The sequence below is a fragment of the Streptomyces lushanensis genome, assembly GCF_001700515.1.
In the GTDB taxonomy this organism is placed as follows: Bacteria; Actinomycetota; Actinomycetes; order Streptomycetales; family Streptomycetaceae; genus Streptomyces; species Streptomyces lushanensis.
Window position 1 is genome coordinate 1 of record NZ_MAUD01000274.1, and the last position, 21072, is coordinate 21072.

Annotated in this window: 13 protein-coding genes and 1 pseudogene; 5 read left to right on the forward strand and 9 right to left on the reverse strand. The window is 70.7% G+C overall.

The features are described 5' to 3' along the window. Together frc and oxc are read right to left on the reverse strand one after the other, a co-directional pair. Positions 1 to 1185, reverse strand: a 1185-nt coding sequence (gene frc, locus BFF77_RS21715) for a formyl-CoA transferase (protein ID WP_066952480.1), incomplete at its 3' end; no start/stop codon positions are given. A gap of 58 nt (positions 1186 to 1243) precedes the next feature. Beyond that, positions 1244 to 3001, reverse strand: coding sequence for an oxalyl-CoA decarboxylase (gene oxc, locus BFF77_RS21720; RefSeq protein ID WP_066952482.1), 1758 nt, complete (start codon positions 2999 to 3001; stop codon positions 1244 to 1246). 327 nt (positions 3002 to 3328) lie between these two features. Here oxc and BFF77_RS21725 point away from each other — a divergent pair, with 327 nt between their 5' ends. Together BFF77_RS21725 and BFF77_RS21730 are read left to right on the forward strand one after the other, a co-directional pair. After that, positions 3329 to 3799, forward strand: coding sequence for an SRPBCC domain-containing protein (locus tag BFF77_RS21725; protein WP_066952484.1), 471 nt, complete (start codon positions 3329 to 3331; stop codon positions 3797 to 3799). A gap of 192 nt (positions 3800 to 3991) precedes the next feature. After that, positions 3992 to 4465: a hypothetical protein gene (locus tag BFF77_RS21730; RefSeq protein ID WP_245703636.1), complete on the forward strand. Its 474-nt coding sequence runs from the start codon at positions 3992 to 3994 to the stop codon at positions 4463 to 4465. A gap of 186 nt (positions 4466 to 4651) precedes the next feature. On the opposite strand, the gene BFF77_RS21735 is transcribed toward BFF77_RS21730, so the two are convergent. The 4 genes from BFF77_RS21735 to BFF77_RS21750 all read right to left on the reverse strand — a co-directional run bounded on the left by BFF77_RS21735 (position 4652) and on the right by BFF77_RS21750 (position 12607). After that, positions 4652 to 6361 carry a glycoside hydrolase family 99 protein gene (locus BFF77_RS21735; RefSeq protein ID WP_066952488.1) on the reverse strand — a complete coding sequence of 570 codons (1710 nt, stop codon included), beginning with the start codon at positions 6359 to 6361 and terminating at the stop codon, positions 4652 to 4654. A 319-nt stretch (positions 6362 to 6680) separates the two neighbouring features. Then, positions 6681 to 10760 (reverse strand): discoidin domain-containing protein, encoded by a 4080-nt coding sequence (locus BFF77_RS21740; protein WP_066952490.1) that lies wholly within the window; start codon positions 10758 to 10760, stop codon positions 6681 to 6683. A 302-nt stretch (positions 10761 to 11062) separates the two neighbouring features. Further along, positions 11063 to 11698, reverse strand: a complete 636-nt coding sequence (locus BFF77_RS21745; RefSeq protein ID WP_066952492.1) for a uracil-DNA glycosylase — start codon at positions 11696 to 11698, stop codon at positions 11063 to 11065. A 69-nt stretch (positions 11699 to 11767) separates the two neighbouring features. Further along, complete coding sequence (locus tag BFF77_RS21750; protein ID WP_066952494.1) at positions 11768 to 12607, reverse strand: MBL fold metallo-hydrolase; 840 nt, start codon at positions 12605 to 12607, stop codon at positions 11768 to 11770. Positions 12608 to 12811: 204 nt separating this feature from the next. On the opposite strand from BFF77_RS21750, the gene BFF77_RS21755 reads away from it, so the two are divergent. After that, the gene (locus BFF77_RS21755) at positions 12812 to 13819 is read left to right on the forward strand and encodes a D-cysteine desulfhydrase family protein (RefSeq protein WP_066952540.1); all 1008 of its coding nucleotides are present in this window, start codon (positions 12812 to 12814) and stop codon (positions 13817 to 13819) included. A gap of 175 nt (positions 13820 to 13994) precedes the next feature. On the opposite strand, the pseudogene BFF77_RS34675 reads toward BFF77_RS21755, so the two are convergent. Next, a pseudogene (locus BFF77_RS34675) lies at positions 13995 to 14129 on the reverse strand (SAM-dependent methyltransferase); the annotation flags it as partial. A gap of 298 nt (positions 14130 to 14427) precedes the next feature. Between BFF77_RS34675 and BFF77_RS21765 the strand changes: the two are divergent. Together BFF77_RS21765 and BFF77_RS21770 are read left to right on the forward strand one after the other, a co-directional pair. Next, positions 14428 to 15777 carry a geranylgeranyl reductase family protein gene (locus tag BFF77_RS21765; RefSeq protein WP_066952498.1) on the forward strand — a complete coding sequence of 450 codons (1350 nt, stop codon included), beginning with the start codon at positions 14428 to 14430 and terminating at the stop codon, positions 15775 to 15777. Between the two features lie 228 nt (positions 15778 to 16005). After that, positions 16006 to 16980 (forward strand): SMP-30/gluconolactonase/LRE family protein, encoded by a 975-nt coding sequence (locus tag BFF77_RS21770; protein ID WP_066952500.1) that lies wholly within the window; start codon positions 16006 to 16008, stop codon positions 16978 to 16980. Positions 16981 to 17201: 221 nt separating this feature from the next. On the opposite strand, the gene BFF77_RS21775 is transcribed toward BFF77_RS21770, so the two are convergent. Together BFF77_RS21775 and BFF77_RS21780 are read right to left on the reverse strand one after the other, a co-directional pair. After that, complete coding sequence (locus BFF77_RS21775) at positions 17202 to 18674, reverse strand: ATP-binding protein (RefSeq protein WP_066952502.1); 1473 nt, start codon at positions 18672 to 18674, stop codon at positions 17202 to 17204. Further along, positions 18671 to 20329, reverse strand: coding sequence for an NAD(P)/FAD-dependent oxidoreductase (locus BFF77_RS21780; protein ID WP_079125370.1), 1659 nt, complete (start codon positions 20327 to 20329; stop codon positions 18671 to 18673). Before BFF77_RS21780 ends, BFF77_RS21775 begins: the two co-directional genes overlap by 4 nt. Between the last annotated feature and the right edge of the window lie 743 nt (positions 20330 to 21072).

Sequence of the window (21072 nt, forward strand, 5' to 3'; positions counted from 1 at the left end):
GTCCGTGTGCTCGCCGAGCAGAGGCGAGCCGGTGATCGTGGGGGTGAAGTCGGAGAACTTGATCGGACTGCCGACCGTCAGATACGTGCCGCGCTGCGGGTGGTCGACCTCGGCGACGGTGCCGCTGCGGCGCAGCGCCGGATCGTAGGCGATCTCCTTCATGCTGAGCACCGGCGCGCAGGGCACGCCGAACCTGCGGAGGATGTCCACCGCCTCGTACTTGGTCTTGTCGGCCAGCCACTTCTCGATCTCCGCGAAGATCTCGAAGATGTGCGGCTGGCGGGCCTGCGCGGTCTTGTACGACGGGTCGTCGATCCACTCGGGCCTGCCGAGAGCCCGGCAGGTCTGGTCCCAGTCCTGCTCCTGGATGGTGAAGTAGACGTAGGCGTTGGGATCGGTCTGCCAGCCCTTGCACTTGAGCACCCAGCCGGGCTGGCCGCCGCCGCCCGCGTTTCCGCCGCGGGGTACCACGTCGGTGAACTCGCCGTTCGGGTACTGCGGGTACTCCTCGAGGTAGCCGACCTTCTCCAGGCGCTGCTGGTCGCGCAGTTTGACCCGGCACAGGTTGAGCACGGCGTCCTGCATCGACGCCGACACCTTCTGTCCCGTGCCGGTCCGCTCGCGGGCGAGGAGAGCGGTGAGGATGCCGATCAGCAGGTGCATCCCGGTGTTGCTGTCACCGATCGCGGCGGCGCTGACGGTCGGCGGGCCGTCCCAGAAGCCGGTGGTGGAGGCGGCGCCGCCGGCGCTCTGCGCGACGTTCTCGTAGACCTTGACGTCGGACCACGGCGAATCGTCGTTGAAGCCCTTGACGGAGCCGTAGACCAGGCGGGGGTTGAGTTCCTGGATGTGTTCCCAGGGCAGGCCCATACGGTCCATGGCGCCCGGCGCGAAGTTCTCGACCAGCACGTCGGCCTCACGGATCAGCTTCTCCATGACCTCCTTGCCCTCCGGAGTCTTGGTGTTGATCGCGAGGGAGCGCTTGTTGCTGTTGAGCATGGTGAAGTACAGGGCGTCGGCGTCGGGGACGTCGCGCAACTGGTGACGGGTCACGTCTCCGCCGTTGACGCGCTCGACCTTCAGCACGTCGGCTCCGAACCACGCGAGCATCTGGGCGCAGGCCGGGCCGGCCTGGACCCCGGAGAAGTCGATGACCTTGATCCCGGTGAGCGGCAGGTCAGTCATGATGGGGTTCCCTTCCGGGTGTGGGGTGGTGGTGCGGTGTCGGGGCCGTCGGGCGCGCTCACCGCTCGGCCGCCGGCGCACCGGTGGCCGCGGCCTCGACGCCCTGCGGGTTGAGGTTGGTGAGGTGGCCGCTCTCGGTGCCGGCGGTGGGGTCGATCACACAGTCCACGAGGGCGGGGCCGCCGGAGGCCAGCGCGTCGGTGAGGGCGTCGGTGAGTTCGCCGGGCGTGGTCACGTGGTAGCCCCGACCGCCGAACGCCTCGATCAGGCGGTCGTGGCGGGCCGGAAGCATCAGGGTGGTCGGCGACGGGTCGGCGGAGGCGGTGTTGTCCCCGTCGCCCCGGTAGATGCCGCCGTTGTTGAGGATGACGACCACGACGGGCAGCTCGTAGCGGCATATCGTCTCCAGCTCCATACCGCCGAAGCCGAAGGCGCTGTCGCCCTCGATGGCCACGACCGGGTCGCCGCTCTCGACGGCGGCAGCGATCGCGTATCCCATGCCGATCCCCATCACGCCCCAGGTGCCGCTGTCCAGCCGGTGGCGCGGCAGCTGCATGTCGATCACGTTGCGGGTGAAGTCGAGCGCGTTGGCCCCTTCGTTGACGACGTAGGCACGGGGGTGCTCGTGCAGGACGTCCCGTATCGCCCGCAGTGCCCCGTAGAACTGCATCGGGTGCGGGTCGGCCCTGAGATGCTCGGCCATCGTGGCGGCGTTGTGCGCCGAGCGCTCGGCGAGCTCCTCGCGCCACCGCGCCGGGACATTGATCCGGCCGGGCTTGGCCCGCTCCAGGAGTGCCTCGACCACCGATCCGATGTCTCCGACCAGCGGAGCGGCGATGGGCTGGTTGCTGTCCAGCTCGGTGGGCTCGATGTCGACCTGGACGAACCGCGCGTCGGGGTTCCAGTGGGGTGGTTCGCCGTGGCTCAGCAGCCAGTTCAGCCGCGCGCCGAGCAGCATCACGACGTCGGCCCGGCGCAGCGCGAGCGAGCGAGCGGCGGCCGCCGACTGCGGGTGGTCGTCGGGAAGCAGGCCCTTGGCCATCGACATGGGCAGGAAGGGCAGGCCGGTGGTCTCGATGAGCTCCCGGATCCGCTGGTCCGCCCGCGCGTACGCGGCGCCCTTGCCGAGCACCACCAGTGGACGTTCGGCGCCGGCCAGCAGGTCGATCGCGCGGTCCACCGCCTCGGGCGCGGGAAGCTGGCTCGGCGCCGGGTCGACGACGCGCCACAGTGTGGCCGCGCCCGTCGCGGCGTCCACGACCTCGCCGAGCACCGCCGCGGGGATGTCGAGGTAGACACCGCCGGGGCGGCCGGAGACCGCGGTGCGGATCGCCCGGGCGACACCGCGGCCGATGTCCTCGACCCGGTCGACCCGGTAGGCGGCCTTGGCGAACGGCTTGGCCGCCGCCAGCTGGTCGAGCTCCTCGTAGTCGCCCTGCTTGAGGTCGACGATGTGCCGCTCGCTGGACCCGGAGATCTGGATCAACGGGAAGCAGTTGGTGGTGGCGTCCGCGAGCGCGACGAGCCCGTTGAGGAAACCGGGGGCGGACACCGTGAGGCAGATGCCGGGCCGCTTGGTCAGGAAGCCCGCCGCCGCCGCGGCGTGACCGGCGTCGCTCTCGTGCCGGAAGCCGATGTAGCGGATGCCGGACGCCTGGGCGACCCGGGCGAGATCGGTGACGGGGATGCCCACCACTCCGTAGATGGTGTGGACGTCGTTGAGCTTGAGCGCGTCGGCGACCAGATGGAAGCCGTCGGTCAGCCCGGTAGGGGCGTCGGCGGTCGCTGTGCCGCCCGGTGTGTAGTCAGTGACCATGGTCCAGCGTCCTCTATATCGTGATTGCTCCTTATGGGTGCTTTTCTTCCAGTGTCGGTGACGAGTGGGAGGGTGTCCAAAGACCCGTCGCCGAGCCATGAGCGAGTCCGCTCGCCGCCGTCGCCACGAACCGCAGCGTGTGACGAAGGACGGACAATCCGCAAGGTCGAGCGGGCTCTGCCTGAGTGACGGGGAACCGCCCGGCACCCCGGGCGGGGGTGGATCGGACGTCGACGCGTCCACCGATACGTCTGCGTGGCGCGGAGCGGAGAATGCCGCCGCACCCTGAGCGGACGGGTTCGCCCGGACAGGGCCTAAGGTGACTCCATGTACTCGACGCGGGTCTCCCGGCGTGTGAACGCCTCGCGTGCGGCCGTCTACCGGGCGCTCCTGGACGCGGACGCGGTCGCGACATGGCGGGTGCCGGCCGGCATGAGCAGTCATGTGCACGCGTTCGATGCCCGCGAAGGCGGAGCGTTCCGCGTCTCCCTCACCTACGACTCGCCGGTCGGCACCGGCAAATCGGCCTCACATACGGACACCTACCACGGCCACTTCGCGAAGCTCGTACCGGATGTGCAGGTGATCGAGGTCTTCGCGTTCGAGACCGCGGATCCCGCGCTTCAGGGCACGATGACGATGACGACCACGCTCACGGACGCGGACGGCGGCACGGAGGTCCTCATCAAGCACGACGGGATCCCCGACGCTGTGCCCGCCGCCGACAACGAGACGGGCACGCGGATGGCACTGGCACATCTCGCGCGGCTCGTCGAGGCGGACGAGCGCCGCCGATAACCCTTGATGGCGGTCGCCGCCGGTTCCACGGCCCGCTCGGCTGGATACGTGGCCGGCTCCCCCGTGCATACGATCATGTGTCCGTCGCGGTGTTTGCAGTGTCGTTTCGGCGATGAAATCACTGACCCATACGGGTGAGTTCGCGGCTGAGGGGCTTTTGCGGGCATCTGTGGTCTGCCTAAATCCGGGGTTGTGATCAAGAACCTCGTGTGGCGCGGCCTTCCCGCGCTCGCCCTCGCAGCCCTGCCCGTCCTCGCCGCCGTTCCCGCCGCCGACGCCGCGTCGAGCAGCCGTACCGTCCACAGCGTGCGGGCCCAGGAGTCCCTGCGCGCCGACTCCCGCTTCTACGCACCCGCCACCCTCGGCAAGAACCAGGCATGGACCTCCGGCAACGGCCGAGCGATCCTGCGTGTCCAAAGCGACGGCAACGTCGTCCTCTACAAGGACAACCGCCCCGCCTGGCAGGCGCCGAACGTCTACCCCAACGCCGACCGCCTGGTCATGCAGGAAGACGGCAACCTCGTCGTCTACAACAAGGCCGGCCAGCCCCTCTGGGCCGCCGGAACCTGGCACAAGGGCCGCTACCTCGCCGTCCAGGACGACGGCAACGTCGTCGTCTACAACAACGCCAACCGGCCCGTGTGGGCCACCAACACCGGTGACTGACCGGTAATCCGTCCAGAGAGCAGGGCCCGGACCCATCGTCCGGGCCCTGCTTCCGTCACGACCGAGCAGACCGCCGGACAGGGTCCGTGGCCCGGCCGGTCCGGACGTCCGGGCCCTCCATGACCGCCTTCCGGCTGCCTCCCGGCTGGTTCCCTCGTTCGCGCCGCGGCTTCCCGGGCGCGCCGTTCAGTCCGCGTAGACGCTCAGTCCTGAGAGCTGACCCGCCGGCCAGCCCGTGTTCGCCGTGAACTGCACCCGTATGTAACGGGCCGACGGGCTGCCGGCGACAGGGAGCGTCACGGTGTTGCCGGTTGCCGGGTCGAAGCGCTGGCCGGCCTGGGGGATCAGGGTGGAGAAGGGGTTGTTGTCCGTCGCGCCCAGGACGGACAGGGTCTGGGTGCGGGCACTCCAGGCGGGGTTCGGGGGGAGGGACAGGACGATCCGTTTGACCGGCTGGGTGGAGCCGAGATCGACCTGGATCCACTGCGGGAAGGCGTTGTTGGCGCTCTCCCAGTAGGTGCCGCTGTCGCCGTCGACGGCGTTGCCCGCGCCGTAGTTCTGCGTCTGGCTGCTCGCGCTCGCCGGCTTGCGGAGCGCGAGATCGCCGGTGGGCTGAGGCGGGTTGGTGCCACCGCCCGTCGGTGTGGGACGGACCGCGGTCAGGGCGAGCTGGCCCTTCAGCATCCGGCCGCCGTCGCCGGTGAGCCGCAGATAGTAGTCCGAGGAGCACGCCGTGCCGTCCTCGTCCAGGGCCCGGATACCCGAACCCGCGGGGATCTGCGAGGCGTTCTCGGCGGTCTTCGCGATCTGGTTGCCCTCGTTGAACTCGTCGAACATCGAGATGTAGATTCCCGCCACACCGATTCGGCACATGTTGTAGAACTGCCGCCACATGAAGTCGCCGTGCGCGCGGTGCCCCGACTGGAGATCGCCGGGCAGTACACAGGGCTGGTAGTCGATCCCGTAGGCGTCGCAGTGTGCCTGGTCAGGTGTGTTGACGTTGGCGTAGAAGTTGTCGGCGCCCGCGATGTTCCCGATCCGGCCGACCATCCACGGCGAGAGCATGTCGAAGGCGTGGTACACATCGAGGTATCCGGCTCGGGAGTCCTCGTTGCCGCTCCGCCAGTGTGTGGGCACTCCGCCCATCACATAACAGCCCTGCGCCTTGAACCAGTTGACGACGTCCAGGCAGACCGCGGCCGACCATGTCTTGTTGGGCTCGTTGAAGCCGAAGCCCCAGATGCCGACCACCGGTTTGCCGTTCTGCCGGGCGTAGGCAGGCGATTCGGTGTGCGCCTTCATCTTCGCGAGCCAGTCCGCCTTCATCTCCGGCTGCATGTTCGTCCAGCCGGTGGCGTCGTACATGATGTAGAACTTCCGTCCGTACTTCTCGGCGGCGCTCCGCACCTTCCCCGCCATGGCGTCCCGCGTCGCTCCCTCACCGCCGTTGGGGTTGAAGCGCTGGAGGGCGGCGGTGTCCATGCCGTACTGCTGCATCCACGAGAAGTGCGTGTCGACGGTCTGCTGGTCGTACGAGGAGAACAGCGTGGCCGGCTGCCCGCTGCCGAGCGCCGGATAGGCGGTCCGGTAGGTGCGGGTGTAGTCGCGTACGTCGGGCCAGCTCACGATGGCGGTGTTGCTCGGGGACGGCGACTGGCCCCAGTTCTGCGACCAGTGCCACCAGCCGTTGATGGGCGCGCCGTCGCCGGAGCAGGCGAACCAGCCCTGGTAGCCGACGGTGATCTTGCCGACGACATCTCCGGGCGGGGAGGCCGCCTGGGCGCCCTGGTCCCGGACGCTGAGGGCCTGCGCGCTCTGGGCCTGGGCGCCCAGGCCCGCCGCCGCTCCGGCGCCGGCCAATGCGGACGCGATGACGGTCCGTCGGGAAACGGCCATGGGGGGTTCCTCGCAATCGGCTCTGCGTGTGGACGTGCGGGGAGGATCGCTGCTCTCGAAGAACGTGGTGGGGGTGCGAGTGCCAGTGCGGACGGCAGTGTGCGCGTCCCGGCGCACGCTGCCACCCCACACAACGTAGAGACCTGCCTGTCCATGGGCAAGACAAAGAGCTGAAAATTATTGACTGATCGACGTCAGATCCGAAGGACCAAGCGAAATTCCCGTTCGGTCGGAGCCGAGGACGACAGCCGGGAGCCGGGGCGTCCCGTACAGGAGCCCCGGCTCCTGTACGGGACGCCCTCTACGGCGTGTCCGTGCCTCAGGCGTTCACCGAGACGGCGGCCACGTTGTATCCGTCCAGCGACAGACGGGGCCGGCCCGACGGGAGCGCCTCGGCGGGCCAGGACACGGTGATCGTCCGGGCCTCGTCGGGCAGCAGCCACAGATAGTTGTCGCCGTACAGAGTCGGCAGAACCCGCTCACCGGTGCGCGCGTCCCGCAGCGAGAGCCTGACCATCGCCGCGACCGACGAACCCCGGTTGTGCACCCGCGCCGTGAGCTCCCCGCGCTCCCCCGACCTGGTCACCCGGCCCGGGTCCACGGACACCTTGGTCCTGCGGACCGTGTTGAGGGCCCGCATGTCCTTCGGTTCGCGGTAGCGCCAGTAGGTGTTCTCCGACAGCACACGTCCCCGCGCGTCCGTGAGACTCAGCCGCAGCAGATGGAAGGCCGGCAGGTCCTCCGTCAAAGCGGCCGTGAACACCGGCGTGGTCGCCGAGCCCTTGAGGTCCGCCTGCCGGCGCTTCTCCGCGCCGATCCGGCGGCCGTCGAGGCCGTAGCACCGCGCGACGACCACCGCGCCGGAGATGTCCCGCGGTGTGTGGTTGACCGCCATGACACGCCAGTCGTTCGGGTCGGCCTGCACATGGAGGGTCTCGCACGCGGTCCGGGCACCGTAGTAGGTGCCATTGACATCGAAGTCGTAGTCATAGGTCTGCCACACCGTGCTGTACCAGGCGGGGTGCGACATCCACAGCATCAGACCGCTGGCGTCCTCCCACAGGCGGGCGTTCCACGCCTCGAACATGGCCCTGGTGTTCTCGTAGTTGACGAACTGCGCCTTGCGGCAGAAGTCCTCCAGGCCCTGCGCGGTGCCGAGCCGCTCCTCGATCGCCGCCCGGTAGTTCTGCGGCGCCTGATTGCCCCGGGTGCTCCAGTCGTGGTAAAGCCACGCGCCGCCGATCGGCCACTCCGGCCCGTCGCCGACGAGGTTGCGCATCGTCTCGGCCGTGGACACCGTGGGCATACCGATCTCGGTGTGGAAACCGTAGCTCTCACCGGCGAAGGTCGAGGGCGAGAAGTAGCGCGCGGGCTCGACCCAGCCGTACGGGCCGCCGCCTGAGACGATGCCGCCGGCCGAGTTGTTCTGGTACAGCAGACCGGGCGCCTCGGCCGTGACCGCCTCCCGCATCCCGGTGTCGATCGCCTCCGGCGGATTGCCCTCGTTGGCGCCGCACCACACCGCGATGCTCGGGTGGATCCGGTAGCGCCGCACGGTGTCCCGGGCGAGGCTGTTGAACGCGTCGTGGTCCGGCGGGTCCATGGCCCAGGCGTTCGGGAAGTCGTTCCAGACCAGGATGCCGTGCTCGTCGCAACTTGCGTAGAACTCCTCGCGGTTGCTGCTCCCGACCCAGTTGCGGATCATGGTGAAGTTCATGTCCCGGTGCATCCGCACGGCCGCGTCGATCCGCCCGGCCGGCATACGCCGCAGCAGTTCGTCCCAGCCCCAGTTGCCGCCCCGGCAGAACACCCGCACCCCGTTGACACTGATCTTCAGCGGTACGGTCGTGTTGTCGACGGAGGTCACGTCGCGCCACGACTCGCCGTCGTCGGAGACCTGGATGGTGTACGACCTGGCGTACGCGGACTCCCAGACGATGGCGACCCGGTCGAAGGAGACCGACTCGCCGAGGTCGACCTGGATCCACTCGCCGTCCCGGTAGGCCGACGACCAGCGTGTCGCGCCGTTCCCGTCGACCGCGTTGGCCGGTCCGCTCCCGTCCTCCGAGGAGGAGGCGGTCGCGTTCTTGCGCAGCGCCAGATCCGTGCCGGGACGGTTGCCGTCCACCACGGACAGGCTCCACATCGAGCAGCCCCAGCTCGTCGCCCTCCTGGTGCAGAGCACCCTCACATGGCGGGCCTTCTGAGCGGCGAACCCGGTGCTCTGCAGGCTCGCGCTGCCGCCGGTGAACGGCAGCGGCACGGCGGAGTTGTCGACCGTCCTCACCTCGGTCCACGAGTCGCCGTCGGCCGACACCTCGATCGTGTACGTCTTCGCGTAGGCCCGCTCCCAGGTGATGACGGCCCGGTCGAAACGGACGGCGGAGCCGAGGTCCACCTGTACCCACTGGTCGTCCTCGAACGCCGAGGACCAGCGCGTCCGCGGATTCCCGTCGGTCACATTGCCCGCCGCGTTGCCCGGATCGTCCGCCGAGGAGGCGGTGGCCTCCCGGCCGAGAGCCAGGTCGATGTCGGCCCGGGAGCTGTCCACGACCGCGAGGCCCCACATCGACGAGCCCCAGTCGGTGGCGCGCGTCCGGCACAGGACGCGGAGGTAACGGGCCGTCCGCGGGGCGAAGTCCACCGTCTCCGCGTACGAGTCGGTCGCGGACTGGAACGTCAGCGGGATGTCGTACTCGTAGCCGAACTGCCGTATGCCGAAGCGGGAGGTGCGCCGGTCGCTCTCCCGCCCGTCGGCCGACACGACCAGCGTGAGCTCGTGGAGGTTCGGCTCGCCGTAGCCGTTGGGCCACCACAGCTCCGGATCGCGCAGCCGCAGCTGCGGATCGGTGGCGGGAGAGAAGACGACATCGGCCGAGCCGCCGCCGGGCACCGTGACCGACCGGGACACCTTGACGCGGCCGAAGGCCGCCGAGACCGTGACGCGCCGGCTGCCCGTGGCGGCGTTGCGGACCGGGACGACGACGGTGAGCTCGGCGGTACGGGTGTCCGGCAGATCCGGCAGTACGGAGTCCACGCGCGGGTCCCCGAGGACCACGTCACCGGTGGACCGCAGCCGCACGTGGTTCCAGATCCCGGCGGCCCGGTCGCGTACCGCCGGCATCCAGTCCCACCCGGAGGAGGCCAGATAGGTCGGCGAGTTGCGGTTCATCGTCGTCGCGCCGGCGTCCACCCACGCGAGGCCCTCGGGCCCCTTGTCCGCCGGGCTGCCCGGGAACGGCATCGGGCTGATCCGTACCGCGAGGGCGTGCTCGTCGGACCCGGCCAGCCGCTCGGTCACGTCGTACGCGCCACGGGCGAAGGGGAACGACTGGGTCTCCACCTCGGTGCCGTCGAGCCAGATCTCGGCCTCGTGGTTGACGCCGTCGAACTCCAGCCAGAGCCGCCGCCCGCGGCCCGTGTCGAAGCCGCGCGGGAGCCGGAAGCGGCGCCGGTACCACCACGCGTGGCGGGAGAGCGCCTCGGGGACCTGGAGGTTGTTCAGTCCGGCGACGGGATCGGGAAGGTGTCCCTGGTCCACGAGGGAGGCCAGCACGGTGCCCGGTACGGTCGCGGGCAGCCAGCGGCTCGTGTCCACGTCCGTCCCGGACAGCGCGGCTCCTTCGCCGCCCGCCCAGTCGTCCATGGTGAGGTCCCAGCCGGACTCCAGCGGTACGGTCCCGTCCCCGGCGACCTTCAGCGGCTCGACCTCACGCCGGTGGCTCCCCCAGTCCGTCCATCCGGTGGCCCGCGGCCGGGCGCCGTGCGCGGCGCCGTACACCTGGAAACCGTTGAGGCCGAGCGGATTGTCGTTGGACCGCTTGTGCACCGTCATACGCACCCAGCGGGCGGTGACCGGCTTCGGCAGCGCGATCTCCACGGTCCCGCCCCGTCCGGAGTCGCTGCGGTGGACCTGCGTCCAGGACGTGCCGTCCCGGGAGACCTCGATCACGAACACGACGGCGCAGCTGGACAGGATCTCCTGGCCGGTGGTCCTGTCGCGCGGGTTGCCGCCCGGGGCGTCGACGTAGGGCGGGTCGTCCACCGTCGCCTCGAAGGTCAGACGCAGCGACTCGACCTCGCAGAGTGCCTGGAGGTCGACGGAGATCCACTGCGGGTCCCCCTCGCCCGCACGCCATCCCGAGCCGCGCACACCGACGGAGTCGAGCCTGTCCACCACGAACCGGCCGGGGGTGGGCGCGTAGTCGGTGGAGGACACCGACACGGGACGGTAGGCGGCGAGCTCGCCCCTGGACGGGGCCAGGGCTGTGGCGGGAGTGTCCCCGGTCGCCGCGTGACCGGTGGCCGGAAACACCATGCCGAGACCGAATCCGGCCAGCAGGGTGGAGCCTGTGCTGAGAACCGTGCGACGCGACGGTTGTGCGGGTGGAACAGACATCAACAGAAGCTCCGATCAGGCTTGCTGCCACAGAAAGATGAACCAGCAACCGAATGACAACGATGTCAGATCGTGGTTCGGCATGAAGTGGTCTGTCAAGGGATGTGCGGGTACTTACTTCCGTGGGAGAAGAGCCGCACGGGAGTCCGTCCCCGGCCGCACGGCGCGAGGCGGTGGCTGGATGTCGTCGCGGCGCGTGCGATCGCGAGGCGGGGAATTGGCGTTGCCGAGGGACCGGCCGTACGGGGACGAGTCCGGCAAGCGGCCGGTGTGCGGGCCGGGCGGGACTGCGCGAAACGGTCCTAGCCGCGGTTGAGGGCGGCCAGTTGGGCGGCGAAGACGCGGGCGCCGCCCTGGGCGGGGTGGCGTACGGCTGCCGCGGGGACACCGTTGCGCGCGAGGGCGTACTGGGACTTGCGGCCGACGGCGATGATCGTGGTGAGGGAGAAGGCCTCCGCCAGCGCGAGGACGATGGGCAGGCCGTCGGCGATCTCGGCGGCCCGGGGCGTGCGGTTGGACTCGGGACGGCCGGGCTCGTGCGGGTGGTTGGGGTAGACCGGCCAGGAGATCGGCAGCGGGCCACGCCAGTCGGCCAGCGCGCTCCATACGGCGGCCGAGGACGCCTCCCAGGTGTACGCCGGCGCCGCGGGCGGTTCGAAGCCGTCGCCCTCCGGGTCACCGGTGATCAGCCCCGGACGTGCGGTGAGCTGACGCATGCTCATGAACGGGACGCCGGAGACGGTGTGACCACGGTATCCGGGAGCCTCACCGACCAGGAGGACGGTGGGCCGGATGTCCGCCATCAACTCCAGGTAGTGGCGCAGATTGCGGTCACGCAGCCGGCCGTGCTCGTCCGGTCCGTGGAGGGACTCCGCGTCGTCCGGGACGGGAACGGCGTGCAGCAGCTCCCAGAACCGGCCGGTGTCGATCGCCTTCATCGTCGGCGCCCTTTCCAGCGCCCGCGTGCCGTCGGGACGGGCGGGCCTCGGATGCGTACGACCGCGAGTCTACGGCCGGTCCGCCGGTGCCGACGGGCCACCGGCCGCGCCGTGCCGGACCGTGGCCGCGTCGCCGGGGGCGAGCAGGGTCAGCCGGTCCGCCAGGCCATGACGGGCGAACGCCTCGCGCACGGCGTCGGGGCCTTCGGTGAAGTGCTCCCAGCCCTCGGTGTGCAGGGGGATGACGGTACGTGCGCCGAGGATCCGGGCGGCCTGGGCCGCCTGGTCGCTGGTGAGCGTCAGATGTCCGTCCAGCAGCGGGGTACGGGCGGCGCCCGCGAACAGCAGCGCCAGGTCGAGGGGCCCGAAGCGGTCGGCGATCCGCCGTACGACGTCCAGGGAGGCGTTGTCGCCGCTGACGTAGATCGTGGGGACGTCAGGGCCGGTCAGGACGAACCCGGTGACGGGTCCGGTGATGTCCTCCGTGCCGTCGGGGCCGTGCTGCGCGGGAGCGCCGGTGACCTCGACATATCCGCCGTCCGGGCGGTCCAGCGTCAGGCGTTGCCAGGGCCGCAGTGCGGTGGCCGGGCCGCCGAGGCGGTCCGCGGCCTCGGCCGTGGTGAGCGTCACCGGGACCGTGTCGAGCAGACGGCGCCCGGCGCGGTCGAGGTTGTCGGCGTGCTGGTCGTGCGACAGCAGCACGGCGTGGACCGTACCGATCTCCTCCACCGGTACGGCCGGGCCACGGGTCTTGACCAGCGTGCGGGTGCCGCTGGCGACGGGGCCGGGAGGGTCGAAGGCGGGATCGGTCAGCAGCCGCAGACCGCCGATCCCGATCAGCGCGGTCGGCCCGCCCACCAGCCGTACCGTGACGGAAGCCTTCGCGCCGGCGTGCGACCGGACGTCCATGTCCCCATCGTGCGCCCGCCCTCGGCACGGCGCCAACGCCGGGCACCGGCTGCGTGCCCGTCGCACCCGGGACGCGGCACCTGAGCGGTGTTCGACGAGCCGGGGCCGTCCCCGCCGGTTCTCTCCGGGCCTCGGTTGTCCGAGCCGCCGGGCTTTGCCAAGCTGATCTTCACGTACGGCACGGCGGACGGAAGGTGGGCGGGGATGACGACTGCGGTCGCGGCCGGGAACGGCGGAGGCGCACGGCGCGTGACGCTCGGGACCTGGCCCACACCTCTTGAGCCGATGCCGCGGCTGGCCCGCGCCCTGGGCCTCGGCGCCGACGACCTGTGGATCAAGCGTGATGACCTGACGGGACTGGGCGGGGGCGGGAACAAGGTACGGAAGCTCGAGTGGACGTGCGGTGCGGCGGTGGAGCAGGGCGCCACCGTCCTGGTCACCACCGGCGCGCCCCAGAGCAACCACGCCCGGCTGACGGCCGCCGCGGGCGCGCGGCTGGGGCTGGACGTCGTACTCGTCCTGGCCGGATCACCGGGTACGTCGGCATCGGGCAACCTCGCGCTGGACGGGCTCCTCGGGGCCACGGTCGTCTGGGCGGGCGATGCCGGCGGTCGGGAGCTGGAGGCGCGCGCCGAGGAGGAGGCCGAGCGGCTTCGCGGTCGGGGCGCGGTACCGGCGCTGGTTCCCTTCGGCGGTTCGAGCGTGCTCGGAGCCCGGGGCTATGTCGAGTGCGGCCGGGAACTTCTCGCCCAGGCCGCGGATCCGCGGACCGTCGTGGTGGCGCTCGGTTCCGGAGGGACCATGGCGGGCCTCGTCGCCGCGCTGGGCCCCGAGCGGGTGCTCGGTGTCCACTGCGGAGCCGTACCGGAACCGGCCGCCACGGTGTCCGCGCTGGTCACCGGCCTGACCGGGACACACTGCGCGCCGGGCGACCTCCGTATCGCGCTCGATCAGGTCGGCGAGGGTTACGGAGCCCTGACCGAACCTGTCATGGAGGCACTGATCCGTACGGCCCGTGCGGAGGGCACCGTCCTTGATCCGGTCTACACGGGCCGTGCGATGGCGGGCCTCATGGCGGCGGTTGAGGCGGGCGGCATCGCTCCCGGCAGGCGTACGGTCTTTCTGCACACCGGTGGGCTGCCCGGATTCTTCGGTCACCGGGCGACGCTCACCCGCGCCGAGGCGGAGGTGACTGCGCGCCCATCCCGGTGAGCGGCGTCAGTGTCGGCATCGGCGTCCGGGACGGGCGACGTGGCCCGTCATGGCGCAGTGACGTTCCGGCGCCATGGCATCCCGGCGCCGCTGCCATCCCGGCGTAATGAGCGGTCAGGGGCAGAACGGCCGGTGGCCGCCGGTGACCGCCGGCCTCGTCCCTCTCAGCGCGTGCTCAGCCGGCGGGCTTCTCCCGGACCGAGACATGCCGGCCGCTCTCACTCGTCAACGGGTCCCGCGTCCACCCCTCCCACCGCTCGCGCAGCCGCAGCCGCAGCCCGGCCGGCTGGGCCATCAGATCGAGTTCGGCGCACACCGATCGCGTCGCCGCCGGGCTTGGCGCGCAGCCGGGCGACCATCGCCTGTACGTCGTCGCAACACGCTCGCCGAAGTAGCCGTCGCGACCGACCATGGCCGGACCGTACTGCACAGGACGTCCGGGCAACTCGGTATTTTTTTTCCGGTCACTCCGCGGCGCCGGCGGACGACGCCTTCGCGGTTCAAGGACGCGGACGCCTGCGCGGCGAGGTGTCATGGCCGATGATGACGTACAGCGCCGCGTCTGTTTCCTCGGTGCGGCATCGGCTGTCCCAGGAAGGGAGTTCCCGATGAGGGAAACGACATCGGACCGGTCCTCACCGGATGAACGGCCCGGCCGTGCCTCGGGGGAAGCCGCCTCGAAGGAGGAGGCCGACGTGATCGTGGTGGGAGCGGGACCCGCGGGTTCGTCCGCCGCTTTTCATCTGGCGAGCGCGGGCGTCGATGTGGTGCTGCTGGAGAAATCCCACTTCCCCCGGGAAAAGGTGTGCGGCGACGGTCTGACCCCGAGGGCGGTCCATCAGCTCATCCGGATGGGCATCGACATCAACTCCCCCGGCTGGATGCGTTCACGCGGAATGCGCTGGGTGGCCGGGAACCATCGGGTGCATATCGACTGGCCCGGTCTGGGGCGCTATCCCGATTTCGGCCTCTCGCGCAGTCGGTACGATTTCGACGACATCCTGGCCAGGAACGCGGTCGCGGCGGGGGCGCGGCTGCGCAGCGGGGTGAAGGTGACGCGTCCCGTGACCGATCGGGCGGGTCGTATCACCGGCGTGATCGGCGTCTCGGCGGCGTCCGGCGGGGAGCAACCGGCGCTCTACCGCGCGCCCGTCGTCATCGCCGCCGACGGCGCGTCCGCCCGGCTCGCTCTCGCCATGGGCCTGGAGCGGGACCGGAAAAGGCAGATCGCGACGGCCGCGCGCCGTTATTACCGCAGTGCCGAACGCTCTCAGGAAGAATATCTGGAGCTCTGGGCCGATCTCCGTTTTCCCGGCAGCGACCGCTATCTGCCCGGATACGGCTGGATCTTTCCGATGGGTGACGGCCGGGTCAATGTCGGGCTCGGCGCGCTGCCTCATCGGCGGTACGGAAAAGCGGATCTGCGGGCCGCTCTGACGCAATGGCTGGCCCGTACGCCCGAGGCGTGGGGGCTGCGTGACGAGAACGCCGACGGCCCTGTCAGAAGCGCGGCCCTGCCCCTCGGTTTCAACCGTCATCCGCTGTACAGCCGTGGGCTGATTCTGGTCGGCGACTCGGGCGGGATGATCAGCCCGTGGAACGGTGAGGGAATCGGCCAGGCCATGGAAGCCGGCGAAGTCGCGGCGGAGAGCGCCGCGTTGGCGCTGGCACTTCCTCAGGGACCGAGGCGTGAGCGTGTGTTGCGTCATTACCCGGTCGAGATGAACCGCCGCTGGGGACGCTACTACCGTCTCGGCAACGCCGCCGCCGATCTCGTCTTCAGCCGCTCGGGTTTCCAGCCGGTCCTCAACCGCTATGTCATGGGCTCGCCCCTTGTGCTCAGGACGCTGGCCCGTCTGCTCGCCAACCTCACCGACGAGCCCTCGCAGGACATGATCGACCATCTGCTCAATACGGTCGTCCGCCTGGTCCCCTCTCCACGGACGGTCCGCCGCTGAGAAGCCCGCCCGCCCGCGCCGCCGTGTCTCTCCTGAGACGCGGCCAGGGCCGTCGGCCGGACAGGGCCCGGTCGGCCAGGTGTCGCACACACGCGTCCAGGGCGGCGCGCGGTGGCGGACATGGAATCGAGTCGTGCTGTTGTGTGTGATCCGGCCAATCCCGGCATGTGACCAGGGCGTGTGATGGGGTGTCAGGGACGCACCCCATTCCTTGGAAGGACGCCCGTCATGCAACGTTCCTTCGCACGCCGGAGCTTGTTGGGAGCAGCCGCCGCCGTCGGCGGCGCGGCGCTTCTGGGTCCGCTCGGCGGTACGGCAGCCGCCACGGGGGTCACCGGGAAGCGGTGGCCCGCCGGATTTCCCCTGCCGAACGGGTTCCGCCCCGAGGGCATCACCATCGGGTCGGAACCGTACGCGTACTTCGGTTCGATCGCGCGCGGCGACGTGTACCGCGCGAGCCTCGCGACCGGTCGCGGTCGGGTGATCATCCAGGGGCTCGGTCCCGAGCACCCTGTCACCGGGCTCAAGATCGATGCCTGGGGCAGGCTGTTCCTGTGCGGCGGGGCGAGCGGCGAGATCCGGGTCGCCGACCCGCGTACGGGCGGGATCACGAAGACCTTCACCGTGAGCACGGGCGCCACGCTGGTCAACGATGTGTTCCTGACGCCCGGCGCCGCCTGGTTCACCGACTCGTTCGCACCGCACCTGTACAGACTGCCGCTCGGCCGACGCGGTGAACCGGCGGACCAGGTCATCACCGTGCCGCTGACGGGCGACTGGGTCCAGGGGACGGTCATCACCGCCAACGGCATCACCACGACGCCGGACGGCCGGGCGCTGCTGGTGGTCAACGACTTCGCGGGCGGCGGCAGTCTGATGCGGGTCGATCCGCGCACCGGTGTGGCGCGCACCGTGGACATCGGCCCGACCCTGCTGCCGAACGGCGACGGTCTGCTCCTCCTCGGCCGTACGCTCTACGTCGTACAGCAGCGGCAGAACGCCATCGATGTGCTGCGGCTCGACGAGGCCGGCACGAAGGGCACGGCCATCACCCGGATCACCGACCCCGAGAACTTCCGGGTCCCCACGACGGCCGCCGTCTGGAAGGACCGTATCTACCTGCCCAACGCCCGCTTCGACGTGACGGAACCCACGCCGGAGACGGACTACGACGTCGTGTCCGTGAAGCGCGTCCACGCCTGAGGACCCCGAACACCCCGAGCGGCGCTCGACGGCGGGACGGACCGCGAGATCAGCCCGTCCGGCCGTCGAGAACATCGAGGCCACCGAGGAAGCAGCGCCGACGCGGCCGACGCGCGCCGGGCCGGCCGCCTTGCGTGGTGCCGGATGACGCCGGACCTGAAGCCCCCGGCACCCCGGTGCCGTACCGGTGCGGAAGGCGCCGTTCCACACGGGACGCCGCCTCAGCCCTCCGCGAGATCGGAGGGACCCGTGGGATCCGCGAGATCCGCGGGCGGGGCCTGGGTGATCGGCAGCAGGACCTGGAACCGGGTGTCGCCGGGCCGGGACTCCACCCTGATGTCGCCGCGGTGCTTGTTGACGACGATGCGGTACGAGATGTCCAGGCCGAGGCCGGTGCCGTCGCCCACGGACTTGGTGGTGAAAAAGGGCTCGAAGATCCGGGGCCTGATCTCGGGCGGGATACCGGCTCCCGTGTCGGCCACCTCCACCAGCAACCGCTCGTCCGCCCGCCGAGTGCGCAGGGTGAGCGTGCCCCGGTCCCCCATGGCGTCGACCGCGTTGTCGATCAGGTTGGTCCACACCTGGTTCAGCTCGGCGCCGAACGCCGGGATCGACGGCAGCTCACGGTCGTACTCCTTGACGACCCGGACACCGGCCGGGATCTTTCCCTTCAGCATGGTCAGGGTGGCGTCGAGCAGGGTGTGCACGTCCACCGTGCGGTGCGGCGCCCGGTCGAGCTGGGAGTACTGCTTCGCCGCGCCCACCAGGTCGGAGACCCGGGTCACGGCGTCGTCGATCTCGCCCATCAGGAGCTCGGAGTCGATGGTGTACGCGAGCCACCGCACGGCCGAGTCCAGATGCTCGTCGCCGACCGTCTCGGCGACCATGGTCAGCCAGGGCACGCCCACTCCTCCCGACACCAGGATCGGGGCGAGGTCCCAGGGGCCGGCCACCCCGTGCTCCTCCAGCCAGTCGCCGAGTTCGTCCTCGGCGTCGGCGGCGTCCAGCGCCGACAGCGCGGATGCCGCGGCGGCCTGTTTGACCGCCGCGTCCTGGAGCTCCACCAGACCGCGCAGCCGGGTGCCGTCCAGCCGTCCGTCCGCGATCAGCGCGAGCTTGTGGCGCATGCCGGTCACCCGTTCGCGCAGCGCCTCGGTCGCCCGCACCGCCGCCGCGGCCGGGTTGTTCAGCTCATGGGTCAGTCCGGCGGACAGCGCGCCGAGGGCGACCAGCCGCTCCCGCTCGCCCATCACCGTGTCCGCCGCGCGTGTGCCGAAGAACAGACCCTCCAGCAGATGGAGGGCCATCGGGAACCAGTTGCGCATCGCGTCGGCGAACTCGTCGGCCGGCAGCACGAAGAACTCCGCGTCGCTGACGGCCCGCAGGGTGTTCGGATAGACCTGTGCCACGCGGTCGCCCAGATACGCCTGGGTCGCGCCGCCGTAGACACCCCGCCGGTCGGTCCTGGAGACCTCGATGTCGTCGCCGTGCAACCGCCGGTTGAGCGTCACCGCGCCGCTGAGCAGGACGAAGAAGCAGGTGGCCGGTTCGCCCTCGGTGTAGACGGCGCTGCCGCCCTCGCGCTGCTCCACCCTGCCGCGCTCCGCGAGCCAGGCGAGCTGGCTGTCGTCGAGCGCCTCGAACAGGAACAGCGTGCGCACCTGCTCCGGCGTCAATCGGTCCGACGCGGTCATTGCGCCTCCAGGTAACGATGGACCAGCGAGATCGCCATCGCGCCGTCCCCGACGGCCGAGGCGACACGCTTGAGGGACGCGGCCCGGACGTCACCGGCCGCGAAGACCCCCGGCACGCTGGTCTCCAGGTGGTACGGATCGCGCGGCAGCGACCAGCCGGCCGGACGCACCCCGTCGGCGGTCAGGTCGGGGCCGGTGAGTACGAACCCCCGCTCGTCGCGCGCGACCACACCGTCCAGCCACTCCGTACGCGGCTCCGCGCCGATGAAGACGAACAGCCAGGAGGTGGCGACCGTGTCCACCGCGCCCGAGCGGGCGTCCCGCAGCGTCAACTGCTCCAGATGACCGTCGCCCTTCCCGCCGATCACCTCGGTCCAGGGATGTATGACGATGTTGTCGATGGCGCCGATCTGGTCGAGCAGGTACGTGGACATCGACCGGGTCAGATCGGCGCCCCGGATCAGCATGTGCACGCGCTTGGCGTAGCGGGAGAAGTGCAGGGCGGCCTGGCCCGCCGAGTTGGCGCCGCCCACCATGTACACCTCGTCGCCCGAGCAGGTGGGTGCCTCGGTGACGGCGGAACCGTAGAACACCCCCGCGCCCGTGAACGGCTCCAGGCTGGGCGCCGCCAGCATGCGGTACGAGACGCCCGTGGCCAGCACCACCGTATGGGCGGTGATCGAAGCGCCGCCGCCGAACCTCAGCACCCTGCCGGAACCGGCCGCCTCCAGGGCGACGACTTCCCGGGCGCTGAGGATCTCGGCCCCGAACTTCAGCGCCTGGCGGCGGGCCCGGCCGGTGAGCTGCGAGCCGGAGACACCGTCGGGAAAGCCCAGATAGTTGTCGATCCGGCTGCTCTGTCCCGCCTGGCCGCCGGTCGCCTCGCGCTCCACCAGCACCGTACGCAGCCCCTCGGACGCGCCGTACACGGCGGCGCCGAGCCCGGCGGGGCCGCCGCCGACCACCACGAGGTCGTAGAAGTCGGCGGTGGGCATGGTGCTCAGTCCGACATGCGCGGCGAGTTCCTTCTCGGCGGGCGCCACCAGGGAGGTGCCGTCGGCGGTGACCACCAGGGGCACCTCGGCCGCGGTGACCCCGGCGGCGGCCAGCAGACGGGCGCCCTCGGGTTCGTCGGCCCGCAGCCACCGGTACGGCACCAGGTTGCGGGCGAGGAAGTCGCGTACGGCGAAGGACGGCGCGGACCAGCGGTGGCCGACCACCCGGGTCTCGGTGGCCGTCGGGTCGGGTGTGGCCGCCCAGGCGTCCAGCAGGGAGTCGATCACCGGGTAGAGGTGCTCCTCCGGCGGGTTCCACGGTTTGAGCAGGTAGTGGTCGAGATCGACGACATTGATCGCGTCGATCGCGGCGCCGGTGTCCGCGTACGCCGTCAGCAGCACCCGCCGGGCGAGCGGGAAGAGGTCCATCGCCTCTTCGAGGAACTCGATGCCGTTCATCTTCGGCATCCGGTAGTCGGCGAGCATGACCGCGAGCCGGTCACCGCGCAGCTTGATCTCGTGCAGCGCTTCGAGCGCCTCCGCTCCGGAGACCGCGCGGACGACCCGGTACCGGTCGCCGTACCGGCGCCGGATGTCGCGGGCGACGGCTCGGGAGACCGCCGGATCGTCGTCGACGGTCAGGATCGTCGGATTCGCCATGACACCACCATCGTCTGGGGACGGGACGACCTCCCGGACCAGCGGCTTCTTCAAGAGGTCCGCGCGTCCAGTGTACGAGCGCGGGGTGTACGGGCGCCCACGTCACGGGAAGCGGCCGAGGAACCCTGCGGGCGGCTTCTCGCGGGAGTGCCGGGGGTGCCGGGATCGACGGGAGGGCACGGCGCCCCGGCGTGATGCCGGCCGCGCGTTGACGGTCTGTCCGGGACAGCGCCGGACACGCAGGTCAGCGCGGTGAGCCTGTCCGGGACTGCCGATCGGCCTTTCTCCGCGGCCGAGGTCCCGGAACGCTGCGGGTGTCGCAGGAACTCCTGTGGCACCGCACGACGACTGGATGGTCACCATGCGCGGAACAGGTACGTACATGACACGGCGCGCCACCTCGGGAGGCCGGACTTCGGGAAACCGGCCTTCGGATGGCCGGCCCTGCGGAACACCGGACGGGACGCCCGTTCCGTCGAAGACTCCGTGGGGCGCCGCGAGCCCGTCCCGCGCGACTCTCGTCGCCGGGACCGGTGACGGACCCGGCGGCCTCCTCGGGACGCCGGCGGCGTGCCGGCCCTCGCCGGCACGCCGGAGCCCGTGATTCCCGTGATTCCCGTGACAGCCGCACCCGAAAAGCACGGGCGTCACACCGCGCCGGACGGTCCGGCGGTTCCACGGACGCACGGGCGGAGACCCATGGAACGGTGATGGTAGAATGGTATGACAGTTTAACCCCAATG